This window comes from Pseudomonas sp. F2 (genome assembly GCF_057174385.1).
Map to the genome: position 1 here is coordinate 5,775,764 of NZ_CM169904.1, position 18,078 is coordinate 5,793,841.

Sequence of the window (18,078 nt, forward strand, 5' to 3'; positions counted from 1 at the left end):
CGACGGACAGACACGCCCTTCAAGGAAGAGGGGAACGGACATCGCAGGACGCGATTCATCAGGACGATGAAAAGGAATACAGGGAATAGGGAAAAAATGTGGGCGGGTCAAACCGCCCCTTTTTTTGCCTGTAGAAAAGTAAAACCCGCAAAAGCAAAAAGGCCCGCAAGGGGCCTTTTCGTAACGCGCGACAGATCAGCGTTCGAGGTCTTTGATCTTGCCTTTGACGCCATCCCACTCTTCGGCGTCCGGCAGCGATTCTTTCTTCTCGGTGATGTTCGGCCAGATTTCGGCCAATTCAACGTTCAGCTGAATGAACTCCTGCATATCCTCCGGAACTTCGTCCTCAGAGAAAATCGCGACGGCCGGGCATTCCGGCTCGCACAGGGCGCAGTCGATGCACTCGTCCGGGTGAATCACCAGGAAGTTCGGGCCTTCGTAAAAGCAGTCCACCGGACAGACTTCTACGCAGTCGGTGTACTTGCACTTGATGCAGTTGTCGGTGACGACGAAGGTCATTTCTAATTTTCTCCTCAGGCGGCGGCAGCGTAGCCCCTTCACGGTTGGGGTCGCCAGGTTCGGGAGCGATGTCTGCCAGCCAGGCTATTAACCGGCAGCATCCCGAACCGCGCGAGATTCTAACAGCTTGAAGCCGTTTGCGTTATATCCGGTTCTTTGCTGCTTAGATCCGGTTCTTAAGTGCATATAACAATTCGAGTGCTCGACGCGGGGTCAGGTCATCGAGATCCACTTTCGCCAACTCATCCAGTACCGGATGCGGCAGGCTGGCAAACATGTCGCTTTGCTGCGGGGCCGCCGGTTTGCCTTTGATGGCAGGTTTCGGCGCTTCGTGCGGCAATGCGGTGTCTTCCAGTCGGCTCAGATGCTCACGGGCACGCACGATGACTTCGCTCGGTACGCCGGCCAGTTGCGCCACGGCCAGGCCGTAGCTTTGGCTGGCAGGTCCCGGCAAGACGTGGTGCAGGAACACGATGCGCTCGTTGTGCTCGGTCGCGTTGAGGTGCACGTTGGCCACCAGCGGCTCGGCTTCCGGCAACACGGTCAGTTCGAAATAGTGTGTGGCAAATAAAGTATAGGCGCGCAGATGTGCCAAGCGTTCGGCAGCGGCCCATGCCAGCGACAGACCGTCAAAGGTGCTGGTACCGCGACCGACTTCGTCCATCAACACCAGACTGCGTTCGGTGGCGTTGTGCAGGATGTTGGCGGTTTCGCTCATCTCGACCATGAAGGTCGAACGGCCGCCGGCCAGGTCGTCGCTGGAGCCGATCCGGGTGAAGATCCGGTCCACCAGCGACAACTCGCAACTGGCCGCCGGGACGAAGCTGCCGATATGCGCCAGCAGCACGATCAATGCGGTTTGGCGCATGTAGGTGGATTTACCGCCCATGTTCGGCCCGGTGATCACCAGCATCCGGGTGTTGTCATCCAGGCTCAGGTCGTTGGCCACAAACGGCGTGGTCAGCACCTGCTCAACCACCGGGTGACGCCCCTGGGTGATACGCATGCACGGCTCGCTGACGAAACGCGGGCAGTTCAGGTCAAGGTTCAGCGCACGCTCGGCAAGGTTGCTCAGCACGTCCAGCTCGGCCAGTGCAGCAGCGGTGTCCTGCAACGGCGGCAACTGGCTGATCAGATCTTCCAGCAGCGCCTCGTAGAGCATTTTCTCGCGGGCCAAGGCACGGCTCTTGGCCGACAGCGCCTTGTCTTCGAATGCTTTCAGTTCCGGCGTGATGAAGCGCTCGGCGCCTTTGAGAGTCTGGCGACGGATGTAATCGGCCGGCGCGGATTCTGCCTGCTTGCTCGGCAGTTCGATGAAGTAACCGTGAATGCGGTTGTAACCGACTTTCAGGTTAGCCAGGCCGGTGCGGGCCTTTTCCCGGGCTTCGAGGTCGATCAGGAACTGCCCGGCGTTTTCGCTCAGCGATTGCAATTCGTCGAGTTCGCTGTCGTAACCGGTCTTCAGCACGCCGCCATCGCGGATCACCGCGGGCGGGTTGTCGATGATGGCTTTTTCCAGCAGCGCCGCCAGTTCCGGGTAGGTGCTGGTGGTGGTGGCCAGGCGTTGCAGGTGCGGCGCTTCCAGGTCGGTCATTGCCACTTGCAGTTGCGGCAGGGCACCGAGCGCGTCGCGCAGGCGCGCGAGGTCACGAGGTCGCGCATTGCGCAGGCCGATCCGCGCCAGAATCCGCTCGATGTCGCCGATTTCCTTGAGCTGCGGCTGCAGCTTTTCGAAACGATAGCCATCGAGCAGACAAGTGATCGAGGTCTGCCGCGCCAGCAGCACGGTCAAATCGCGCAGTGGACGGTTCAGCCAACGAGTCAGCAGGCGGCTGCCCATCGCGGTCTGGCAACGATCGACCACCGATTGCAACGTGTTGTCGCGCCCGCCGGCCAGGTTGGTATCGAGTTCTAGATTGCGGCGGCTCGCGCCGTCGAGTACCACGGTGTCGTCCAGACGCTCATGACGCAGGCTGCGCAGATGGGGCAGGGCGGTGCGCTGGGTTTCCTTGGCGTAGGCCAGCAGGCAACCGGCGGCACCGATGGCCAGGGTCAGGGTTTCGCAACCGAAGCCTTTCAGGTCTTGCGTGGAGAACTGCTGGCAGAGACTTTTCAGCGCCGAATCACGCTCGAAATCCCACGGCGCGCGACGACGCACACCACGGCGTTTTTCCGCCGGCAGGTCTTTTGGCCAGTCGTCCGGAATCAGCAGTTCCACCGGGTTGACCCGCTCCAGTTCCGCCAGCAGGTTTTCCCAGCCTTTGATCTCCAGCACGGTGAAGTTGCCGCTGGTGATGTCCAGCACCGCCAGACCGAACAGACGCTCATCGCCCAGTACCGCTGCGATCAGGTTGTCGCGCCGTTCATCCAGCAACGCCTCATCGCTGACCGTGCCCGGGGTGATGATGCGCACCACCTGACGTTCCACCGGGCCCTTGCTGGTGGCGGGGTCGCCGACCTGCTCGCAGATCACCACCGACTCGCCGAGCTTGACCAGTTTCGCCAGGTAACCTTCCGCCGCGTGATAGGGAATTCCACACATCGGAATCGCCTGGCCCGCCGACTGACCGCGCGCGGTCAGAGTGATGTCGAGCAACTTGGCAGCCTTCTTCGCGTCTTCATAGAAGATCTCGTAGAAGTCGCCCATGCGATAGAACATCAGCTGATCCGGGTGCTGATTCTTCAGGCGCCAGTACTGCTGCATCATCGGGGTGTGGGAGGACAAGTCTGAAATTGCTTTATTCATCAATAGCTTAGCTTTATCGTGAAAAATTGCTGGGGCATAAATGGGGCATTTCGAATTGCTGTTGCCTACCCAATCATGCTGCCCGAGAGTGTGTCATTGGCCTCAGTATGAAGATTTTTTGAGGTGCATGCGCAATCAAGTGATAATGGGCCGTTCACAGGGAGCGACGCCATTGGCCGGAAATCAGTTTCGTCAAAAATACATTGATCATGCAGAAGCCCTTTTTCCTATCATAGCGGCGATGATAAATGAGGATTTGCCCGAGCCCCTCTTTCTGACGACTATTCTAGAGCCTCAACTCAAGGAGTCCGAAGCATGGCATGCGCATCCTTCTCGGCTAGTAGCTTGGGATTGGAGGACCATCCTTCACAAATTTAGAAAGAAGCCTAGGCGATTGGACGTGGCTTTCTATTGCAGAGAGATTCTCTGCGGGCTGATGACTGCTTCTATTTCCCGTGGAAGAGTTAGCATCAACATTCGTTATGTTGAAGCGAGCCCCGACAAAAATCATCCATTGAAGCGTAACTTCCTATTCCTGGCCCTGCGGCAAGCGGAATTGTTCGCGGTATTTTCGAAATGCAAGACAGTGACCGTCTCACAGCCGAATCCCATATTAGTCACCACCTATAAAGCTCTTGGCTATGGCTTGGTTGAGTCTGATAGAAAGCGAGAGGAGCGTCAGGTGGCGCCGAGGCATGCGCTCCTTGTCAAGGACCTACGAGAGGCTTCCTTTGACCAGCTAGCCGAAGTGGCGTAGTTTCAATTTCATGCTTTGGTGCGTCAAACGGAGGTTCCTTTGGCCAAGTTATCAAAAATGACAAGCGGTGAGACGCAGAAAGAGACCAAGGAATTGGCGGTCTCTAACGACAAAGCTATTGTATTTGGCGTGGCGGAGCCTGTTCGCCGTTTTGCTGGGCGAGTCAAAAGAGATGAGTCCGGCAAGATTGTAAAAAAGGAAGGTGTTGCTCGCGTAAAAAAAGAGAAAACGTCATCCAAAATGAACGGTGGTCATACCGGTTCGGCGGCAGCAAAGCGTGAGGATTCTGGCCGCATCGTTGAAAAAAATACTGACGGCGCGAGACGCAAAAAAAACAGAACCACTCCTAAGATCAAGGCCGGATCTTCGAAGTCAGTCTCTGAAAGCAAGGTTCAGTCCAGCGTGATCCCTATTCAAAATGACGCTGTTTTCATCATGGCGCAGAACGGTTCGGGATTTATGGTTTACCAACCTAGCACCGGGAAATTGAAAGACACGGTCTCTGCTGAATTTAAGGCGGGCATTGAGCGAATGGCCTTGTATAACGCCAAGTCAAAAGCGCTTTTTGCAACGTACATGAAAGGCGGTCATGAGACTGAATTTACGGGCGCGCTTGCTGGAGATACTCGAAAGAATCGAGTTAAAAAGAAAGCTAAGCACCACGATAGTAGTGAAATAAAAAAAGCGCATTGAGCGCTTTTTTTATGCTGATAGATTACTCCAGATATGTTGGAGCTCAGTAGGCGACTCATCGTCCATCCATTTCGCATAGACGTCCACGAGCATAGTGAAGTCTTTGTGTCCCATCTGTTTCGCAATGAACGCCAAATTGCCACGCGCAGTCAGGCACCAGCATGCATATGTATGTCTGGTCTGATAGGGGCGACGCGGACGTATCTCCGAGCGTTTCTGTATAGCGGCCCATTTGGTATTCCATGACGTTGGAACGTACCAGGCGTTGATGATTTTTTTTCTAGCCTGCGTGGTGGGTGACAGCAGTGGCGTTACCGTTTCCAGCCGGCTCTCATGCCGATTCATATAGATCTTGATTGTACGTGGCTGATGACTGGCAACGAGACCGATAAGAGTTTTGCACGCGTCCAAGGCTGGTGGCATCAAAAACACGGTGCGTGGTTTACCAGTTTTCGGAACTTTGAATGTGCCATCCGCAGTGATGGCTCGGGTTATGTTTAGTTGGCCTGACACTAGGTCAATATCCTCCACCGCGAGCCCGCACAGCTCCCCGGGCCGCAGGCCTGTGTAAACGGCGAGTGTGATTGCAGCCGAGTCCTGAACGTGTAAACAGCCCTTATTTATCAACTGGTCGAACTCTGCCTTCGTCAGGGGATCTGGTTCACGTCCGATCATTGCGAAACGGACGCAAGCCGCTGACAACCCCTCACGGCAATATCTGTTGTCTTCACACCACACTAGGAAGCCGGCGAAAGTAGCCAAGTAATGGTTCGCCGTCGACGGCGCCCTGGTGGCGATCAGTTGAGTCCTTAGTCGCTGGATGTCCTCGGGTAACAAAATGCCTGCGAGGCGTTCCGAGCCGAGCAGATCTGCGCAGATATCCAATGCGTAGCCGTATTTTTCTTCGGTCATCGGAGTTATGTCGACGGCCTTCAGCGGTTTGTAACGCTCCATCAACGCCCCGATCCGCTCATCTTTTACGGCGGTGTAATTGGTCGCGTTCTTTGAGTTTGGGAAGTGACGACCGTATTCAAAATGTCCCGTCTTAATCTCGTGAAGAATTGCCGCCCTGAGTAGGGCGGCGTGCTTGATGTTGGCCTTGGTTACAGGCAGGCCAAGGGTCTCGCGGCAGCGAATGCGCCGCCACATGAACACGACGCGAATGCTTCCGCCGTGTATTTCAATCCCTTTGTGTTTGGCCAGCTCTGCCTCTAGGCCGCTTGCTGCGGTGCGCTCTCGGCCCACTTGTCATACTCCGTCATGTTGATTGCGATTCGGCCGTCTGGCGTCTTGCGCCAGACCCTGCCTTGAGCCCACGTACCGTTTTTAACCTTGTGGCGAATTGCGTCTTCGCTATATCCGGTGAGTTCAGAGGCTCGGTTGATCATTACCCAGCGAGGGAGGCTCATGATTGTGTCTCCCGCAGCATCAAGCGCAGGACGAATGTCAGAGGCTGCATGGGCACGCCCCTTCTTGCTGAGTAACGAGCGCGGCATGCTTCCATGCTCTACGGCTCCACGCGGCGAAGCCGGCCCGGTACGCGTAATGCTCACGGGCGAATGAGTCGGATGTCTTCGCGCCTGGTGTGGTGATGTACGTGCCTCGCTGTGTGCAGTACTGCAGTCCTTCGGGCACTGGGAACTCTTTCTCAAACTCGGCACGCTCATCGATCTGCACCTTGTTGGCTGCAATTTTCGCGGAGTGTTCGGACACGCAAGCGGGGTGCTTATACCCCTGTGCAAGCTGCGCGGGCGGGCGATTCTGAGCGTTTAGCGTGGCATTGGGGGTCGCTGCCTCGCGCAGCTTTTCGTGGGGTATAAGTGCCTCGGTGGAGCTGCTGGAAGGAGCAATAATGCCTGCTGCTGCGCAGCAGAGACTGTTTGTTTCTGTTGTGTCGACGCTGGTTTCTTTGCGAAGCAAAGCGGTCGTGGTTTGGGTGTCGTGCTGGTCCATATGCATACCGCTTTCCTCCGAAATTTGAGTGCGCGTTGGTGCATCAATCGCTGATGGGGCGTTAGCCGGGTTGCGGTGGGTGCTGGATTGGGGACGGATTTCGCTCATGCGGCGTTCTCCTGCTCGGCCGGTTCCAGCAGAGCAGCCATGGCTAGCGCCTGGTCACGGAGGACGCTGGTATCGCGTTCCAGCTTTTTGCCGGTGCGAAAGGCGCTGAACGTTTCAGATGCAATCCGGAGTTTCTCGGCGATTTCCAATAGGGTCAGTCGTTCCTGTTCGCCAAGTTTTGAGGCAGCCAAGGCGCGCTCATAGTGGGCGTAGAGTTTCTTGCGTTGGTCGTGCGCCTGATCAAGGTTGTGCTGCAAGTTGCGGATTTCTTCCGCGCTATCAGCGCTCTGGATCGCTTGGCCGTCTCGATACCCAACACAGCCGCCAACGTCATAGCCTTCGCTGTAGCCCTCTGAATGTCCCTCGGCTCGGCCGCTGTTGAAGCCGTGCCGGTAGGCGAGCCAGTAAACGCCGGCGACCATTAGGACGATCGCTATCAGCGCGTAGATTTGAACTGCAGTCATGTGGTGTGCTCCTGGTGAAGTCTTCGGCTGGTGGTGGCAGCCGTTCGGTTTTGGGTGTTACTCGTTGGCGTCGTCCTGCTGCCGCTGCATGTCTTCGTCGGCCTTGTAGGCGCGGATGTCGATCAGGGAAGCGATGTGCCGGATGTGTGCGTACTTCGGTGCCTTGCGGCTGGTGTCCAGCGTGGTGATGGGGAGCTGGATGCGGCCGCTGCTGATCTCGGCTACGAACGATTGCTCGTTGAGGTTGCGGAAATACTGCTCGCGCACTTTGTCGAGCGGGATCAGGACGTCACCGAAAATGCGGTAAAGCAATTCGACAGTGGCTGATTCCGGCGCCGGGTGCAGGCGCAGCGGGTTTTGTGCTGTGTTACTCATGGCTTTGTTGGGCCTCCTTGCGTTGTTTTCTGGCCGGGTGGTTCCAGGCGTTCAGGCAATGCGTTCTGGTCAGCTCGCGCAGATGTTCGGGCACTTCGAGAAGCGCGGCGTTGCGCTCCTCTCGTGTCCTCATGGCGATGATCTGGCGGGCGTATTCCCTAGGCCACGTCACGGTTGTCTGCCGGGATGGCGGGTAGATCGATCCCCAGCTGGTCGGCCAACCAGCGAATTCCGGGCTGCTTGATCCGGGTCGATTGGCTGTATTGCATGCCGAGCTGATCGTGATACCAGTGGCCATCCTTGATCCGCAGGTAGTCGCGGTCACGGTTGGGGTAGGCCGGTAGGTTCCGATCGTTGAGCAGACCTTTTTCACGCATGCGTGCGATGAGCTTCGGGCGGGTCAGGCCGAGGTGGGTTGCGGCTTGGGCGAGGGTGCGTTCCATGGTGTGCCCCTCATGCCGCGTGCGCAGCTGGTGTTGCCGCTGCAGCAAGGTGGTTGATGGACTCGCTGACTTTTCCGTAGATCTCGACATCGCTGCCGTACACGGTGAAGCAACGGGTGTGCGGGCTTTTGTTACCGATGCTCAGGATGGTGGTGACACCTGATCGAGAATGAGTGCGATGAAGCGCGACGATTAGCGGGTAGTCGAAACCCATATCGAGGTTCAGCACGCCGCCGGTGCGCACCAGCTCAAACACTCGCTGCTTGTCCGAGACTTCAAAGCGGCCATATTCGCGGCTGGCGTGGGGGCGGTGCAGCAGGTCGCTGGTATTGCTCGCATCGAACGGGCCGTTGGCGATCTCTTCGATGAAGTCGGCCAGCTTGAGATGCATCTTCTTTTCGTTCGGCAGGGTCAGCGTGTGGCGCTCGCTGCCCAGCTCCACGACGAAGGTGCTTTCCGAGATGCCACGCTCAACCTTGAGGCGAAACGCCAGGCACTCGCGCCTAGGTGCAGTCCGCAGGACGTGGTTGAAGGTCTCGGTCAGATTGACCTGAGCATTGAGCAACTGCAGGGTACGGTTGTCGATTTTGTACTTGATCATGCTGCGTGCCCTCCGCCGTTCGGATTGACCGGGGCAGGAGTGGTGCGTGCTGTCAGCTTCGGTTTGCTGATGGCAAACGCGCAGCCGCACTCGCGGGCTAGGCGCCGGATCTCAAAGATTTGGAAGGGGTTGGCAGCCGCCGGGTGGACGTGCAGGGTTGCTGTGGTGTGCATGGTGTTGCCTCGCTCTGTGGTGGAAGAGTGAGGCAAATATCAACCAATGGTTGCTAAAAGTCAACCTTAGGTTGATTTTGGTTTTTCTGCAATTCAAGAACACAGATTGCTATTATTGGGCGATGCTGACGGGAGCCCTATGAAAAAAATCTACCACTATACCTCTGCTTCTTCGTTGATCGGAATGTTGACCCACAGTCAATTTTGGGCGACTGACATTGCATTTCTGAATGATCATAAGGAGCATGTCTATGGATATACTGCGGCACTAGCCTTTATCGACAATAAGATTGAAACAATAGAGGATCCCTATAAGGATGTGCTCATAGGTTTTTACAAAACTCTTCGCGAGTTTATTGAGCCTAATATACTTGGTAGAGATACATACGTTGTCTCGTTCGCCACAGATCGGGACAGTATTTCTCATTGGTTTAGCTATTGCGAAAAAAACCAAGGTTATTGTATCGGCTTTGACGAAGATTCTTTTTTTGATCCGTCCGAGAAGCTTGAAGTATCGATGAAGTACGCTTTGAAGTTTGAAGGCGTATTATATGAGTCGGGAGATTTCAACGCTCGATTGGAAAAAATTCTGTCTAAAGATGTAATTGTCAAGGCAATTACTAGAGGAATGAGGGCGGGAGCTTATGGATCTGCTCAAGAAAAGGAGAAGTCGAATAAAACGATTTTAGATGAAATCATTGAAGAATCCCATCCGCTTGGCCCATTGAAGCAACTGGAGAGGATTTTTAATGAGATTGTTTTTTTATGTGGAGCTTACAAGTTCGAAGGCTTTAAGCACGAGGTAGAGCGTCGGCTAGTGCTGTCATCCAAAAAATTCAAGCTTCACGAAGACTATGATTATAAGGAAAGTGACGTCAATTTCAGGGAACGTAACGGGGTGATCTTTCCCTACGTGCCTGTTAAATTCAACAGAAACAGTATTCGCGAAATTATCATAGGTCCATCTGGTGATTTTCAGTTGCGAAAAGCTGGCCTGCAAAGAATGTTGGATAAACTGGGTGTGGAGTGTGAGATTACACCATCATCAACTCCATTAAGATTTTCTTGAATTTTTACTCGGGAATAAAGGAGCCGACAACTTTTCCGCAAATATGCGTCTCCTCTGTGATTTCAATTATTGGATACTGCGGGTTGATAGGCTTTAAAAATTGTCGTCCCGCATCTTCTACTAGAACTTTGAATGTGGCCTCATTAGTTCTGGGAACTCTTGCGATGACTCTGTCACCTGTTTTTGTTTCTGCTTCAGGGTCAACAAAAATAATACATCCCGTTGGATAGCTGCGCCCAGGTCCTGGATTAGTCATTGAATCACCCAATACTTTCAATGCGTAGCCATGTGTGCTGATCGGAACCGGGCACGACAACCAAGAATCACTGTCATAGTTCTCAATGTTTGAGATCGCCTCACACCAAGCCCCCGCCTGAACCCAAGAGATCAATGGAACCTTGCCAAAGCGCTGATTGATCTCACTAACATTACTCAAGTCACTAGGAGCTAGAGCGCGAACGTTGCTATGGCCAGTCTGCTCCTTAGGCAGAACCCCGTACTCAAGCCATTCCCGCCTGACACCAAGCCATGAGCAGAGGGCAGACATGCTATCTGCCTCAGCCATCGCTTCGCCATTCAGCCATTTGCTGATGGCCTGGGTTGTTTTATCAACGCCCACGCTTTTCAACTGACGATGAATATCCACTCCACGACCACGGGCGCGGACGCCAGCATCGTTGAGTGCTTCGTGTAGGCGCTCGCTGAATGCTGCGCGGAGAGAATTTTTATCAACCATGAGTTGAGAGTCTCATAAAGGTTGCGCAATAGTCAGTTGAGCTATAACATCAACCGCAAGTTGATAAATGGAGGTTGTCATGTTGGACCCCGCAGATTTTCCGAGCGCGATTGCGTTTGCGTTTGAAGCCGTAGGCGGCATCGGGGCCGCTGCGAAGGTATGCAATAGAAGCTACCAAGCACTGAACAAATGGCGTCAGGCTGCATGCCTGCCGCGAACTGATTACACAGGTGAAACCAAATACGCCGAGCTATTGGCGACGGCTGCGAAGCAGAAAGGCAACGGATTCCAAGCTGCTTGGCTATTGAACGCTTCGGCTCCGCAAAAAGCAGCTGCGTGATAAGAAAAAAGGCGACCTAAAGGCCGCCTGGTTCCTCCCGGCACGCACCACCACAGCGCTGTCGGGTCGCGATATAGAAAGGCGGGCACACCACATGCAACCACCGCTCTTTATCGCGCTTTTCCAAGGCTCGGAAGCCTTGGTGTTGCTGCCTCTTCCACCACAGATTTGGCAGCTGTTGCGCCAGGGGTGAGCAACGGATTGCTCGCCCCGGCACGGTGCCGGTATCGATCCCTAAGATCTAGCCGGCGTTTGGGCCCTTTCAAGCCACGCGGCAAATGTATCACCACTGCATGTCGCGCGGCACTGGCAACTTACAAGGATTAATGCCATGAGCCGTATCGCTCTGAGTTCTGTTGAGCGGGCGCAGCGGGAAGTTTTGCCGCTCGATCTCGCGCTTTACCATGCCGCTCGGGACTACCCCGGCGGCGCCGCAGCCATCGCCGCCACCACCGGCCGAAATGCGACCACGCTGCAGCACAAACTGTCCCCAACCCACCCCAGCCACACGGTGAACATTCAAGAGTTTGGCGAGATTCTGGAGCTGACCAAGGATCGCCGCATTCTGGATGCAGTGCATGCGTTGGTCGGTGACACGACTTGGCAGGAGCTGGCTGAGGCATACACCAACGACATGCCTGAGACATTGACCACCGGTATTGCTGAATACTTCCGGCAGGTTGCGGATCTGGCGGATACCTGGGCCAAGAGCATTGGCGACGGGGTTGTTTCCGATGAGGAACTGGCCGCGATTCGCCTGCAGGTGTTCCGTGGGATTCAAGGGCTGTTGGGATTATTCAACCGCGCTACCTACGTCAATCAGACGACGCGGGGTACTGATCGTGGTTGATATCGTCGACTTCGCTAATGACCTGGTGCAAGAGAGTATCGATCAGGCACTCGCTGCACGTCTCCTCGCTGCCAAGCCCGCTCTGGCGGCGCATTCGTTTCTGTTCTGTGAAAGCTGTGATGGTCCAATTCCGGAAGCGCGACGTTTGGCGCAGCCCGGCTGTACCCAATGCGTCGACTGCCTTTCCCTCGCGGAATTGAAAGGAGCACGCCATGCTCGATGAGGTGCTAGGGCAATTCGCGGATTACGGTCTTGAGCCTGCGCAGCCATTGGTTTTCGGCAAGCTGACCCGCTGCAAAACGATGCAAGACAAGGGCAAGGAAAAGAACGGTTGGTATGTCGTTCACGAGCAGCGCACTGAGAAAGGCGAGACGCTGATCTTCGGTGCGTTCGGTGACTGGCGTTCGGGCGAGTCTCAGAAGATCAAGGTCAAGGCTGGCCGAATGTCGCCTGAAGAGCGCGAAGTTATGCGCGCTCGGCAGGAAGAGGCCAAACGGCGGGCGGCTGAGATTTCAGCCAACGCGGCACGTCGTGCGGCCAAGCGGGCGGCGGGTATGTTCAAGCGCATGCCGGAGAAGGGGCGTAGCGACTATCTGGATCGCAAGCAGATTGTCGGCTTCGGCGTTCGGTATGCGCCGCGCACCGGCGCTTTCTTGGTGCCAATGAGCAATGTCCGGGACGAGATTGTTGGCCTGCAGGTGGTGTTCCCAACCAAGCAAGAGGATACCGGCCGGGACAAGTCCTATTGGCCTTACGGCATGTCGAAGGAGGGCGCTTTCCATCTGATCGGGCCGCACCCGGATCCGGGCGAGCCGGTGCTGGTGTGTGAGGGTTACGCAACCGGCGCAAGTCTGCATATGGCCACGTCTCTGACCGTGGCGGTTGCGTTTGACGCGGGCAACTTGTTGGTGGTTTGCAAGGCCATGCGCGAGCGTTTCGCCGGTTGCCCGCTGATCATCTGCCGGGACGATGACTGGAAGACCACCAAGCCGAATGGCGATGCGTGGAACCCTGGTGAGGAAAAAGCAAACAACGCGGCGCTGATCGTCGGTGGCCAGGTGGTCGCGCCGATCTTTTCCGGTGAGCGTGAAGCCAAGTGGACCGACTTCAACGATCTGCATGTCGCAGAAGGTTTGGAAGCGGTGCGCCGTCAGGTGTTGGCGGTGGTCAAACCCCCGGCCGCTGGTGGTTGGAAGGATCTGCTGGCACGCAGCGAAAGCGGCGCGCTGATTGCGCACATGCAGAACGTCGAATTGATCCTGGCCAACGATGAGCGTTGGGCCGGTGTGATCAGCTACAGCGCGTTCAGTTCGAAGATCGTCAAGCTGCGTGCGGCGCCTTATGGCGGCGGCACGGGTGATTGGGCGGACATTGATGATGTGCGCGTGATGAAGTGGCTCGCGCAACAGTACAACTTGCGGGTCAAAGCCTCGCATGTGATCGAGGCGGTGAGTGTGGTTGCGCATGACCATGCGTTTCATCCAGTGCGCCAGTACCTGCGCAAGCTGCAGTGGGATCAGGTGCCTCGGCTTGAAAGTTGGCTTACCGACGTCATGGGCGTGAAGGCGACAGATTATTCGGCAAAGGTCGGCAAGCGCTGGATGTTATCGGCGGTGGCGCGGGTGATGAAGCCCGGTTGCAAGGCTGACTCGGTGATGATTCTGGAAGGTGCGCAGGGCGCTGGTAAGTCGACCGCGATGAGCATTCTCGGCGGCGAGTGGTTCATGGACACGCCGTTTGCGCTGGGCGACAAGGACGGGTTTCAGGCAATCCGAGGCAAGTGGATTGTCGAGCTGGGCGAGCTGGACAGCTTCAACAAGGCTGAGAGTACGAAGGCCAAGCAGTTCTTTTCGGCGTCCACCGACACTTACCGCGAGAGCTACGGCCGCAGAACGATGGACGTGCCACGCCAGTGTGTTTTCGTGGGTACGACCAACCAAGACGAGTACCTGAAGGACGCCACCGGCAACCGGCGTTACTGGCCGGTCGCGTGTACCAAGGTGGATCTGGAGTTGTTGCGCTCGATGCGCGATCAACTGTGGGCCGAAGCGGTGTTCTGTTACGACGCGGGCGACCTCTGGTGGGTGACGTTGGATGAGGCGGCAATGTTCGGCGAAGAGCAGGACGAGCGCTTTGTGGTGGATGAATGGGAAGGGCCGATTCTGACCTGGCTCGAGGAGTCGCAGATCGGCGAGACCACCACCGGGAGTGACGTGCTTACCAACGCATTGAAGTTGGACTTTGGGCATTGGGGCAAGCCTGAGCAGATGCGCGTCGGCGCGATCATGCATCGGTTGGGTTGGCGACGTGTGCGGTTGCCGGCGTTGGCTAAGAGCGGCCAGCGGCCTTGGGCATACAAGAAGCCGGCAGGGTGGGGCGGTGCGTCGGCTTTGCAGCGTGAACCGATTGAGGAGCCTTGCTTTGATTAAGGAAATCGATTCGCTGCTTCGGTTGTGGGCGCAGGAGCTTCATTCGGAACATTCAAAAGGGGGGCTGGCTGGGGGAAATATGGTTGCCATGATGATGGAGAGCAACGGGCAACTGATCAGGGGGCGTCGCGCCTTTCGTGCGCCGCTGGAGAGTTCGCTGGACATCGAACTGATCGTGACCAAGCACCTCGCGCCAGAGCTGGTGACGGTGGTGCGTGAGCATTACTGCACGCTCGATGTGGATATGCGACTGCGGTATGCCCACTGCGGTTGTGGGCGAGATACGTACTACCAACGTTTGCATGATGCGCATCTGCAGATCTACTGGGTGCTGATGGGGAAGGCTGCGTGACCCCAGGCATCGCTTCGGTTGTGGTTGTCCCACTGGCCCGTCTTGTCTTGCTGCGTTTTGATGCAGTGGGACAAGCGCGGGCCTTGTCGTTGTTGGGCTGTCCCACCGTCCCGCCTAGTAGTGACTCCCGCCCGTGTGAGCGTAGCGGGCGAGCACTACGCGCTTACGCGCGAACGCGTGTTCTTTAAAATTCTTCCTTTACACGAGAAAGAAGAAAGAAAGGTAGGACAGTGGGGCGAAGCCCCGAATTCAGGCGCTCTCAGGCGTCCCACTTCGATTCTGAGAAGTGGGACGTATGGGACACCATAGAAACAACAGAATGCCGTGGTGGTGTATTCGCCGACATTCGCTAGGCGTTCATCCTGCGTTACCCACTTATTCACCGGGTGGCATTAAAACAGGGTTGCTGCCACCGGAATCGACCTGTAAAAAGTAGTCATCTTCGATAGGTGCGACCGCAGAGAGCGGCAGGCACCACACCACCAAACCCGGCCATTGCGCCGGGTTTTTGCGTTCATGGGGTAGGCGATGACAAGCGAGCAACAAGCACTGGCAGAAATGCCGATCTGGTTAGTGATCGTCCTGGCTCTGGTCGGCGGCGTATCGGGGGAGATGTGGCGGGCGGACAAGGACGGGGCGCGGGGCTGGGCGTTGTTGCGCAGGCTCGCGCTTCGGTCGGGGGCCTGCATTGTCTGCGGGGTGACGGCGATGATGTTGATGATTGCCGCCGGCATGACGATCTGGACGGCGGGTGCCTTAGGTTGCCTTACAGCAATGGCCGGCGCCGATGTTGCTATCGGGTTGTACGAACGCTGGGCTGCCAAGCGGCTTGGCCTTTCCGAATCGGCATCGACCGACCGCACCTAAGAGGCGGGGGCGGAGCGGGGGTACCGGTTTTTCCGGGTCCTCCCCGAGGGCCGCCCCCTACACGGGTTACGGAACTCGCGGGATCTCTGCAGCTGAGAATTTCACAGGGATGTCCGTCTTTTCAAAGGGTTAGATATGGGAAGGACAGTCAGCAAGGCCGACTTGAGCGAGATCGTCGGTCGCGATGAACGCACCCTGACCCGATGGCAGAACGACGGCATGCCTGTGACCGAGTTCGGCCTCGGTCGGGGCAACGAAAACCAATACGACACTGAAGCCGTGATCCAGTGGCTGATGCACCAGGCCGCACTCAACGGCAAAAAAGAATCTTCCCGCGACCGACTAGACCGGATCCGCGCCGACCGCGAAGAACTCGCGATGGCCAAGGATCTTGGCGAGGTGGTCATTGCTGCCGATCTGATCGAGCGCTTCGAAGCAATGATCACCGCTGCAAAAGTGGAGCTGCTCAACTCTTTCCCTGACGTGCTGGCCGCCGAACTTTCGGCGCGATACGACGTGGAAGTCGACGAGCAACTGATTCGCGACCCCATTGAAGCCATCCTGAGGAGGCTTTCTGACTATGACAAGGATGATGCCGCGTCAGATGGATATTCTGACGAACCGGACGATACGGAGGGCCTTGAGGAAGACGGCGACTAAAGCGCTGCGCGGCGCTTGCCGCAAGTGGGCGCCGCCGCCTCGCATGAGCATTATCGAGTGGGCGGACAAGTACCGCTGGCTCGCACCAGAAGAGGCAGCGCGCCCCGGCAAATATCGCTTTGACGTTACGCCTCACCTGATCTGGCCCGGCGGTCCATTGGAAGCGCTGGATGATCCCGCTGTCAGTGAGATCGTCGGACGCAAGTCGGCGCAGGTGGCATGGACGTCGGGTGTTCTGGGTAACGCCCTGGGCAAGTGGATCGACATTGATCCGTCACCCATTCTGGTGCTGTTTCCCAAGGCCGAAGCGGCCAAGCAGTACGTTGGTGAAAAGCTCGAGCCGATGATCGAAGCCACGCCGCGCCTGCGCAAGAAAGTCGACCTGCGAAGCCGCAAGCTACAGCAGCGACAGGACTTCAAGCGCTTCCCTGGTGGCTTCCTGAAAATGGTGGGTTCCAACAGCCCGGCCAGCGTGAAGTCCACGCCGGTGCCGCGAGTTGCCATTGAGGAGCCGGACGACTGCAACCTCAACCTGCGAGGTCAGGGCGACAGTATCAAGCTGGCCAAGGAACGTCTGAAAACGTTTCGCCGTTCGAAGATCATCATCGGCGGTACACCGACCATCAAGGGCTTGTCCGCCATTGATGCGGAGCTGGAACTGTCGGACAAGCGCGTCGGCCTGGTGCCGTGTCACGAATGCGGCCAAGAACACGCGTTGAGCTTCGACAACCTGCACTGCGACGAGGATCCGGAATACCTGCATGAGGTGTACGGCAAAAAGCGGCCGGAGAAAACGTTCTACTCCTGCCCGCACTGCGGCGGTATCTGGGATGACAACCAGAAGAACGCCAACCTCAAGCACGGTCGCTGGTCGGCTACAGCAGAGTTTCGAGGTATCGCCGGTTACATCCTCAACGAGCTGTATGCGACGTTCTGGGGATCGCGTTTTCAGGTGCTGATGGAGAAAAAACTCCAAGCCGAACACGCGGCTTCACAAGGCAACATCGGTCCGATGATCGCCTTCGTCAACAGTTCCAAGGGTGAAAGCTACGAATACCAGAGCGATGCACCGAAGACCGATGAGCTGGAAAAGCGAGCGGAGCCTTACGCGGAGCTGACTGCGCCCAAAGGTGTGCTCTTGGTCACCGTGGGCGTCGACGTCCAAGGCGACCGCCTCGCTCTCACAATCATCGGTTGGGGACGAGGCGAAGAGTCGTGGCGCTTGTACTGGGGTGAGCTTCACGGCAACCCCATCGATCCCCATGACGCCGTTTGGCAAGAGCTGGATCGGGTTATTTCTCAACCCATACCGGTCGAGAGCGGTGCGCAACTGGCGGTATCGGCGGTCAGCATCGACAGCTCTGACGGCAATACCAGTGACGCGGTGTATGCCTACGTGCGGGATCGTCAACGCTACAACGTTATGGCGATCAAAGGCGCCTCTATCGACAGTCGCGACAAGGAGATCTTTACCAAGCCTCCGCAGTCGGTGGATACCTCACAGGACAACACCAAGGCTGCGAAATACGGTCTGCGAGTCCACATCGTCGGTACGCACAAAGCGAAGACGCTCATTGATGGGCGGCTGCGCCTAAAAGGTGCTGGACCGGGGCGCATGCATTGGTACAGCGAGATCCGCTCGGACTACTACGAGCAACTCACCAACGAAGTCCTGGCACCGCACCCGCGTAACCCCAGCAAAATGGTTTGGCAAAAGAAAGCCGGCCGTCGCAACGAAGCGCTGGATTGCGAGGTGTATGCCTTGCACGCCGCTCGCAGCCTGAAAACTCACCTGTTACGCGATCACGAATGGGACCAGTTGGAGCAGCAGTTGCTGCAGCCAACCCTGTTCAGTACCGAACAACCGGTCGCACCGGTACCGCGCCGAGCTGCCGCTCGTGGGCGGGGCACCCGCAGTCGCGCGGGCTATTAAGGAAATACAC

20 protein-coding genes are annotated in these 18,078 nt (G+C 56.8%); 11 read left to right on the forward strand and 9 right to left on the reverse strand.

What is annotated here, in order from left to right:
• Positions 1 to 195: 195 nt before the first annotated feature.
• A complete protein-coding gene (gene fdxA / locus AC193Q_RS25915) occupies positions 196 to 519 on the reverse strand; it encodes a ferredoxin FdxA (protein ID WP_003222178.1) in 324 nt (107 codons plus the stop codon).
• Positions 520 to 682: 163 nt separating this feature from the next.
• Positions 683 to 3,253, reverse strand: a complete 2,571-nt coding sequence (gene mutS, locus AC193Q_RS25920) for a DNA mismatch repair protein MutS (protein WP_483879649.1) — start codon at positions 3,251 to 3,253, stop codon at positions 683 to 685.
• Between the two features lie 139 nt (positions 3,254 to 3,392).
• Between mutS and AC193Q_RS25925 the strand changes: the two genes are divergently transcribed.
• Positions 3,393 to 4,022, forward strand: coding sequence for a hypothetical protein (locus AC193Q_RS25925; protein ID WP_483878959.1), 630 nt, complete (start codon positions 3,393 to 3,395; stop codon positions 4,020 to 4,022).
• A gap of 39 nt (positions 4,023 to 4,061) precedes the next feature.
• Positions 4,062 to 4,715 carry a hypothetical protein gene (locus AC193Q_RS25930; protein ID WP_483878960.1) on the forward strand — a complete coding sequence of 218 codons (654 nt, stop codon included), beginning with the start codon at positions 4,062 to 4,064 and terminating at the stop codon, positions 4,713 to 4,715.
• Between the two features lie 9 nt (positions 4,716 to 4,724).
• On the opposite strand, the gene AC193Q_RS25935 is transcribed toward AC193Q_RS25930, so the two are convergent.
• From AC193Q_RS25935 to AC193Q_RS25960, 6 genes are all read right to left on the reverse strand, one after another.
• Positions 4,725 to 5,960: an Arm DNA-binding domain-containing protein gene (locus tag AC193Q_RS25935; RefSeq protein ID WP_483878961.1), complete on the reverse strand. Its 1,236-nt coding sequence runs from the start codon at positions 5,958 to 5,960 to the stop codon at positions 4,725 to 4,727.
• Positions 5,961 to 6,161: 201 nt separating this feature from the next.
• The gene (locus tag AC193Q_RS25940) at positions 6,162 to 6,776 is read right to left on the reverse strand and encodes a hypothetical protein (protein WP_483878962.1); all 615 of its coding nucleotides are present in this window, start codon (positions 6,774 to 6,776) and stop codon (positions 6,162 to 6,164) included.
• Complete coding sequence (locus tag AC193Q_RS25945; RefSeq protein WP_483878963.1) at positions 6,773 to 7,240, reverse strand: hypothetical protein; 468 nt, start codon at positions 7,238 to 7,240, stop codon at positions 6,773 to 6,775. The genes AC193Q_RS25940 and AC193Q_RS25945 overlap by 4 nt, the downstream gene beginning before the upstream one ends.
• A 57-nt stretch (positions 7,241 to 7,297) precedes the next feature.
• On the reverse strand, positions 7,298 to 7,615 hold the full coding sequence (locus AC193Q_RS25950; RefSeq protein ID WP_483878964.1) for a pyocin activator PrtN family protein: 318 nt from the start codon (positions 7,613 to 7,615) through the stop codon (positions 7,298 to 7,300).
• Between the two features lie 158 nt (positions 7,616 to 7,773).
• A complete protein-coding gene (locus AC193Q_RS25955; RefSeq protein WP_483878965.1) occupies positions 7,774 to 8,058 on the reverse strand; it encodes a phage antirepressor KilAC domain-containing protein in 285 nt (94 codons plus the stop codon).
• 10 nt (positions 8,059 to 8,068) lie between these two features.
• Positions 8,069 to 8,659 (reverse strand): hypothetical protein, encoded by a 591-nt coding sequence (locus AC193Q_RS25960; RefSeq protein ID WP_483878966.1) that lies wholly within the window; start codon positions 8,657 to 8,659, stop codon positions 8,069 to 8,071.
• Positions 8,660 to 8,971: 312 nt separating this feature from the next.
• Between AC193Q_RS25960 and AC193Q_RS25965 the strand changes: the two genes are divergently transcribed.
• A complete protein-coding gene (locus AC193Q_RS25965; protein ID WP_483878967.1) occupies positions 8,972 to 9,901 on the forward strand; it encodes a DUF2971 domain-containing protein in 930 nt (309 codons plus the stop codon).
• A gap of 4 nt (positions 9,902 to 9,905) precedes the next feature.
• On the opposite strand, the gene AC193Q_RS25970 is transcribed toward AC193Q_RS25965, so the two are convergent.
• Positions 9,906 to 10,637, reverse strand: a complete 732-nt coding sequence (locus tag AC193Q_RS25970) for a LexA family protein (protein WP_483878968.1) — start codon at positions 10,635 to 10,637, stop codon at positions 9,906 to 9,908.
• A gap of 79 nt (positions 10,638 to 10,716) precedes the next feature.
• On the opposite strand from AC193Q_RS25970, the gene AC193Q_RS25975 reads away from it, so the two are divergent.
• The 8 genes from AC193Q_RS25975 (at position 10,717) to AC193Q_RS26010 (ending at position 18,068) form a co-directional block, all read left to right on the forward strand.
• The gene (locus AC193Q_RS25975) at positions 10,717 to 10,977 is read left to right on the forward strand and encodes a hypothetical protein (protein WP_483878969.1); all 261 of its coding nucleotides are present in this window, start codon (positions 10,717 to 10,719) and stop codon (positions 10,975 to 10,977) included.
• 331 nt (positions 10,978 to 11,308) lie between these two features.
• A complete protein-coding gene (locus AC193Q_RS25980) occupies positions 11,309 to 11,827 on the forward strand; it encodes a phage regulatory CII family protein (protein ID WP_083352342.1) in 519 nt (172 codons plus the stop codon).
• Complete coding sequence (locus tag AC193Q_RS25985) at positions 11,820 to 12,050, forward strand: TraR/DksA family transcriptional regulator (protein WP_483878970.1); 231 nt, start codon at positions 11,820 to 11,822, stop codon at positions 12,048 to 12,050. Before AC193Q_RS25980 ends, AC193Q_RS25985 begins: the two co-directional genes overlap by 8 nt.
• On the forward strand, positions 12,040 to 14,256 hold the full coding sequence (locus tag AC193Q_RS25990) for a VapE domain-containing protein (protein ID WP_483878971.1): 2,217 nt from the start codon (positions 12,040 to 12,042) through the stop codon (positions 14,254 to 14,256). Before AC193Q_RS25985 ends, AC193Q_RS25990 begins: the two co-directional genes overlap by 11 nt.
• A complete protein-coding gene (locus AC193Q_RS25995; RefSeq protein WP_122611981.1) occupies positions 14,249 to 14,608 on the forward strand; it encodes a PA0613 family protein in 360 nt (119 codons plus the stop codon). The genes AC193Q_RS25990 and AC193Q_RS25995 overlap by 8 nt, the downstream gene beginning before the upstream one ends.
• 528 nt (positions 14,609 to 15,136) lie before the next feature.
• The gene (locus AC193Q_RS26000) at positions 15,137 to 15,475 is read left to right on the forward strand and encodes a phage holin family protein (RefSeq protein WP_122505828.1); all 339 of its coding nucleotides are present in this window, start codon (positions 15,137 to 15,139) and stop codon (positions 15,473 to 15,475) included.
• A gap of 135 nt (positions 15,476 to 15,610) precedes the next feature.
• Complete coding sequence (locus AC193Q_RS26005) at positions 15,611 to 16,135, forward strand: terminase small subunit (protein WP_483878972.1); 525 nt, start codon at positions 15,611 to 15,613, stop codon at positions 16,133 to 16,135.
• Positions 16,068 to 18,068, forward strand: a complete 2,001-nt coding sequence (locus AC193Q_RS26010; protein ID WP_483878973.1) for a phage terminase large subunit family protein — start codon at positions 16,068 to 16,070, stop codon at positions 18,066 to 18,068. Before AC193Q_RS26005 ends, AC193Q_RS26010 begins: the two co-directional genes overlap by 68 nt.
• Positions 18,069 to 18,078 lie beyond the last annotated feature (10 nt).

Bases quoted from the DNA above. Each gene is read 5' to 3' on its own strand.
- AC193Q_RS25955 (WP_483878965.1), bottom strand. From the start codon at position 8,058: ATGGAACGCACCCTCGCCCAAGCCGCAACCCACCTCGGCCTGACCCGC.
- AC193Q_RS25975 (WP_483878969.1), top strand. From the start codon at position 10,717: ATGTTGGACCCCGCAGATTTTCCGAGCGCGATTGCGTTTGCGTTTGAA.
- AC193Q_RS25925 (WP_483878959.1), top strand. From the start codon at position 3,393: ATGCGCAATCAAGTGATAATGGGCCGTTCACAGGGAGCGACGCCATTG.
- AC193Q_RS26010 (WP_483878973.1), top strand. From the start codon at position 16,068: ATGCCGCGTCAGATGGATATTCTGACGAACCGGACGATACGGAGGGCC.
- AC193Q_RS25980 (WP_083352342.1), top strand. From the start codon at position 11,309: ATGAGCCGTATCGCTCTGAGTTCTGTTGAGCGGGCGCAGCGGGAAGTT.
- AC193Q_RS26005 (WP_483878972.1), top strand. From the start codon at position 15,611: ATGGGAAGGACAGTCAGCAAGGCCGACTTGAGCGAGATCGTCGGTCGC.
- fdxA (WP_003222178.1), bottom strand. From the start codon at position 519: ATGACCTTCGTCGTCACCGACAACTGCATCAAGTGCAAGTACACCGAC.
- AC193Q_RS25965 (WP_483878967.1), top strand. From the start codon at position 8,972: ATGAAAAAAATCTACCACTATACCTCTGCTTCTTCGTTGATCGGAATG.
- AC193Q_RS25990 (WP_483878971.1), top strand. From the start codon at position 12,040: ATGCTCGATGAGGTGCTAGGGCAATTCGCGGATTACGGTCTTGAGCCT.
- AC193Q_RS25960 (WP_483878966.1), bottom strand. From the start codon at position 8,659: ATGATCAAGTACAAAATCGACAACCGTACCCTGCAGTTGCTCAATGCT.
- AC193Q_RS25945 (WP_483878963.1), bottom strand. From the start codon at position 7,240: ATGACTGCAGTTCAAATCTACGCGCTGATAGCGATCGTCCTAATGGTC.
- AC193Q_RS25940 (WP_483878962.1), bottom strand. From the start codon at position 6,776: ATGAGCGAAATCCGTCCCCAATCCAGCACCCACCGCAACCCGGCTAAC.
- AC193Q_RS25970 (WP_483878968.1), bottom strand. From the start codon at position 10,637: ATGGTTGATAAAAATTCTCTCCGCGCAGCATTCAGCGAGCGCCTACAC.
- AC193Q_RS25950 (WP_483878964.1), bottom strand. From the start codon at position 7,615: ATGAGTAACACAGCACAAAACCCGCTGCGCCTGCACCCGGCGCCGGAA.
- AC193Q_RS26000 (WP_122505828.1), top strand. From the start codon at position 15,137: ATGACAAGCGAGCAACAAGCACTGGCAGAAATGCCGATCTGGTTAGTG.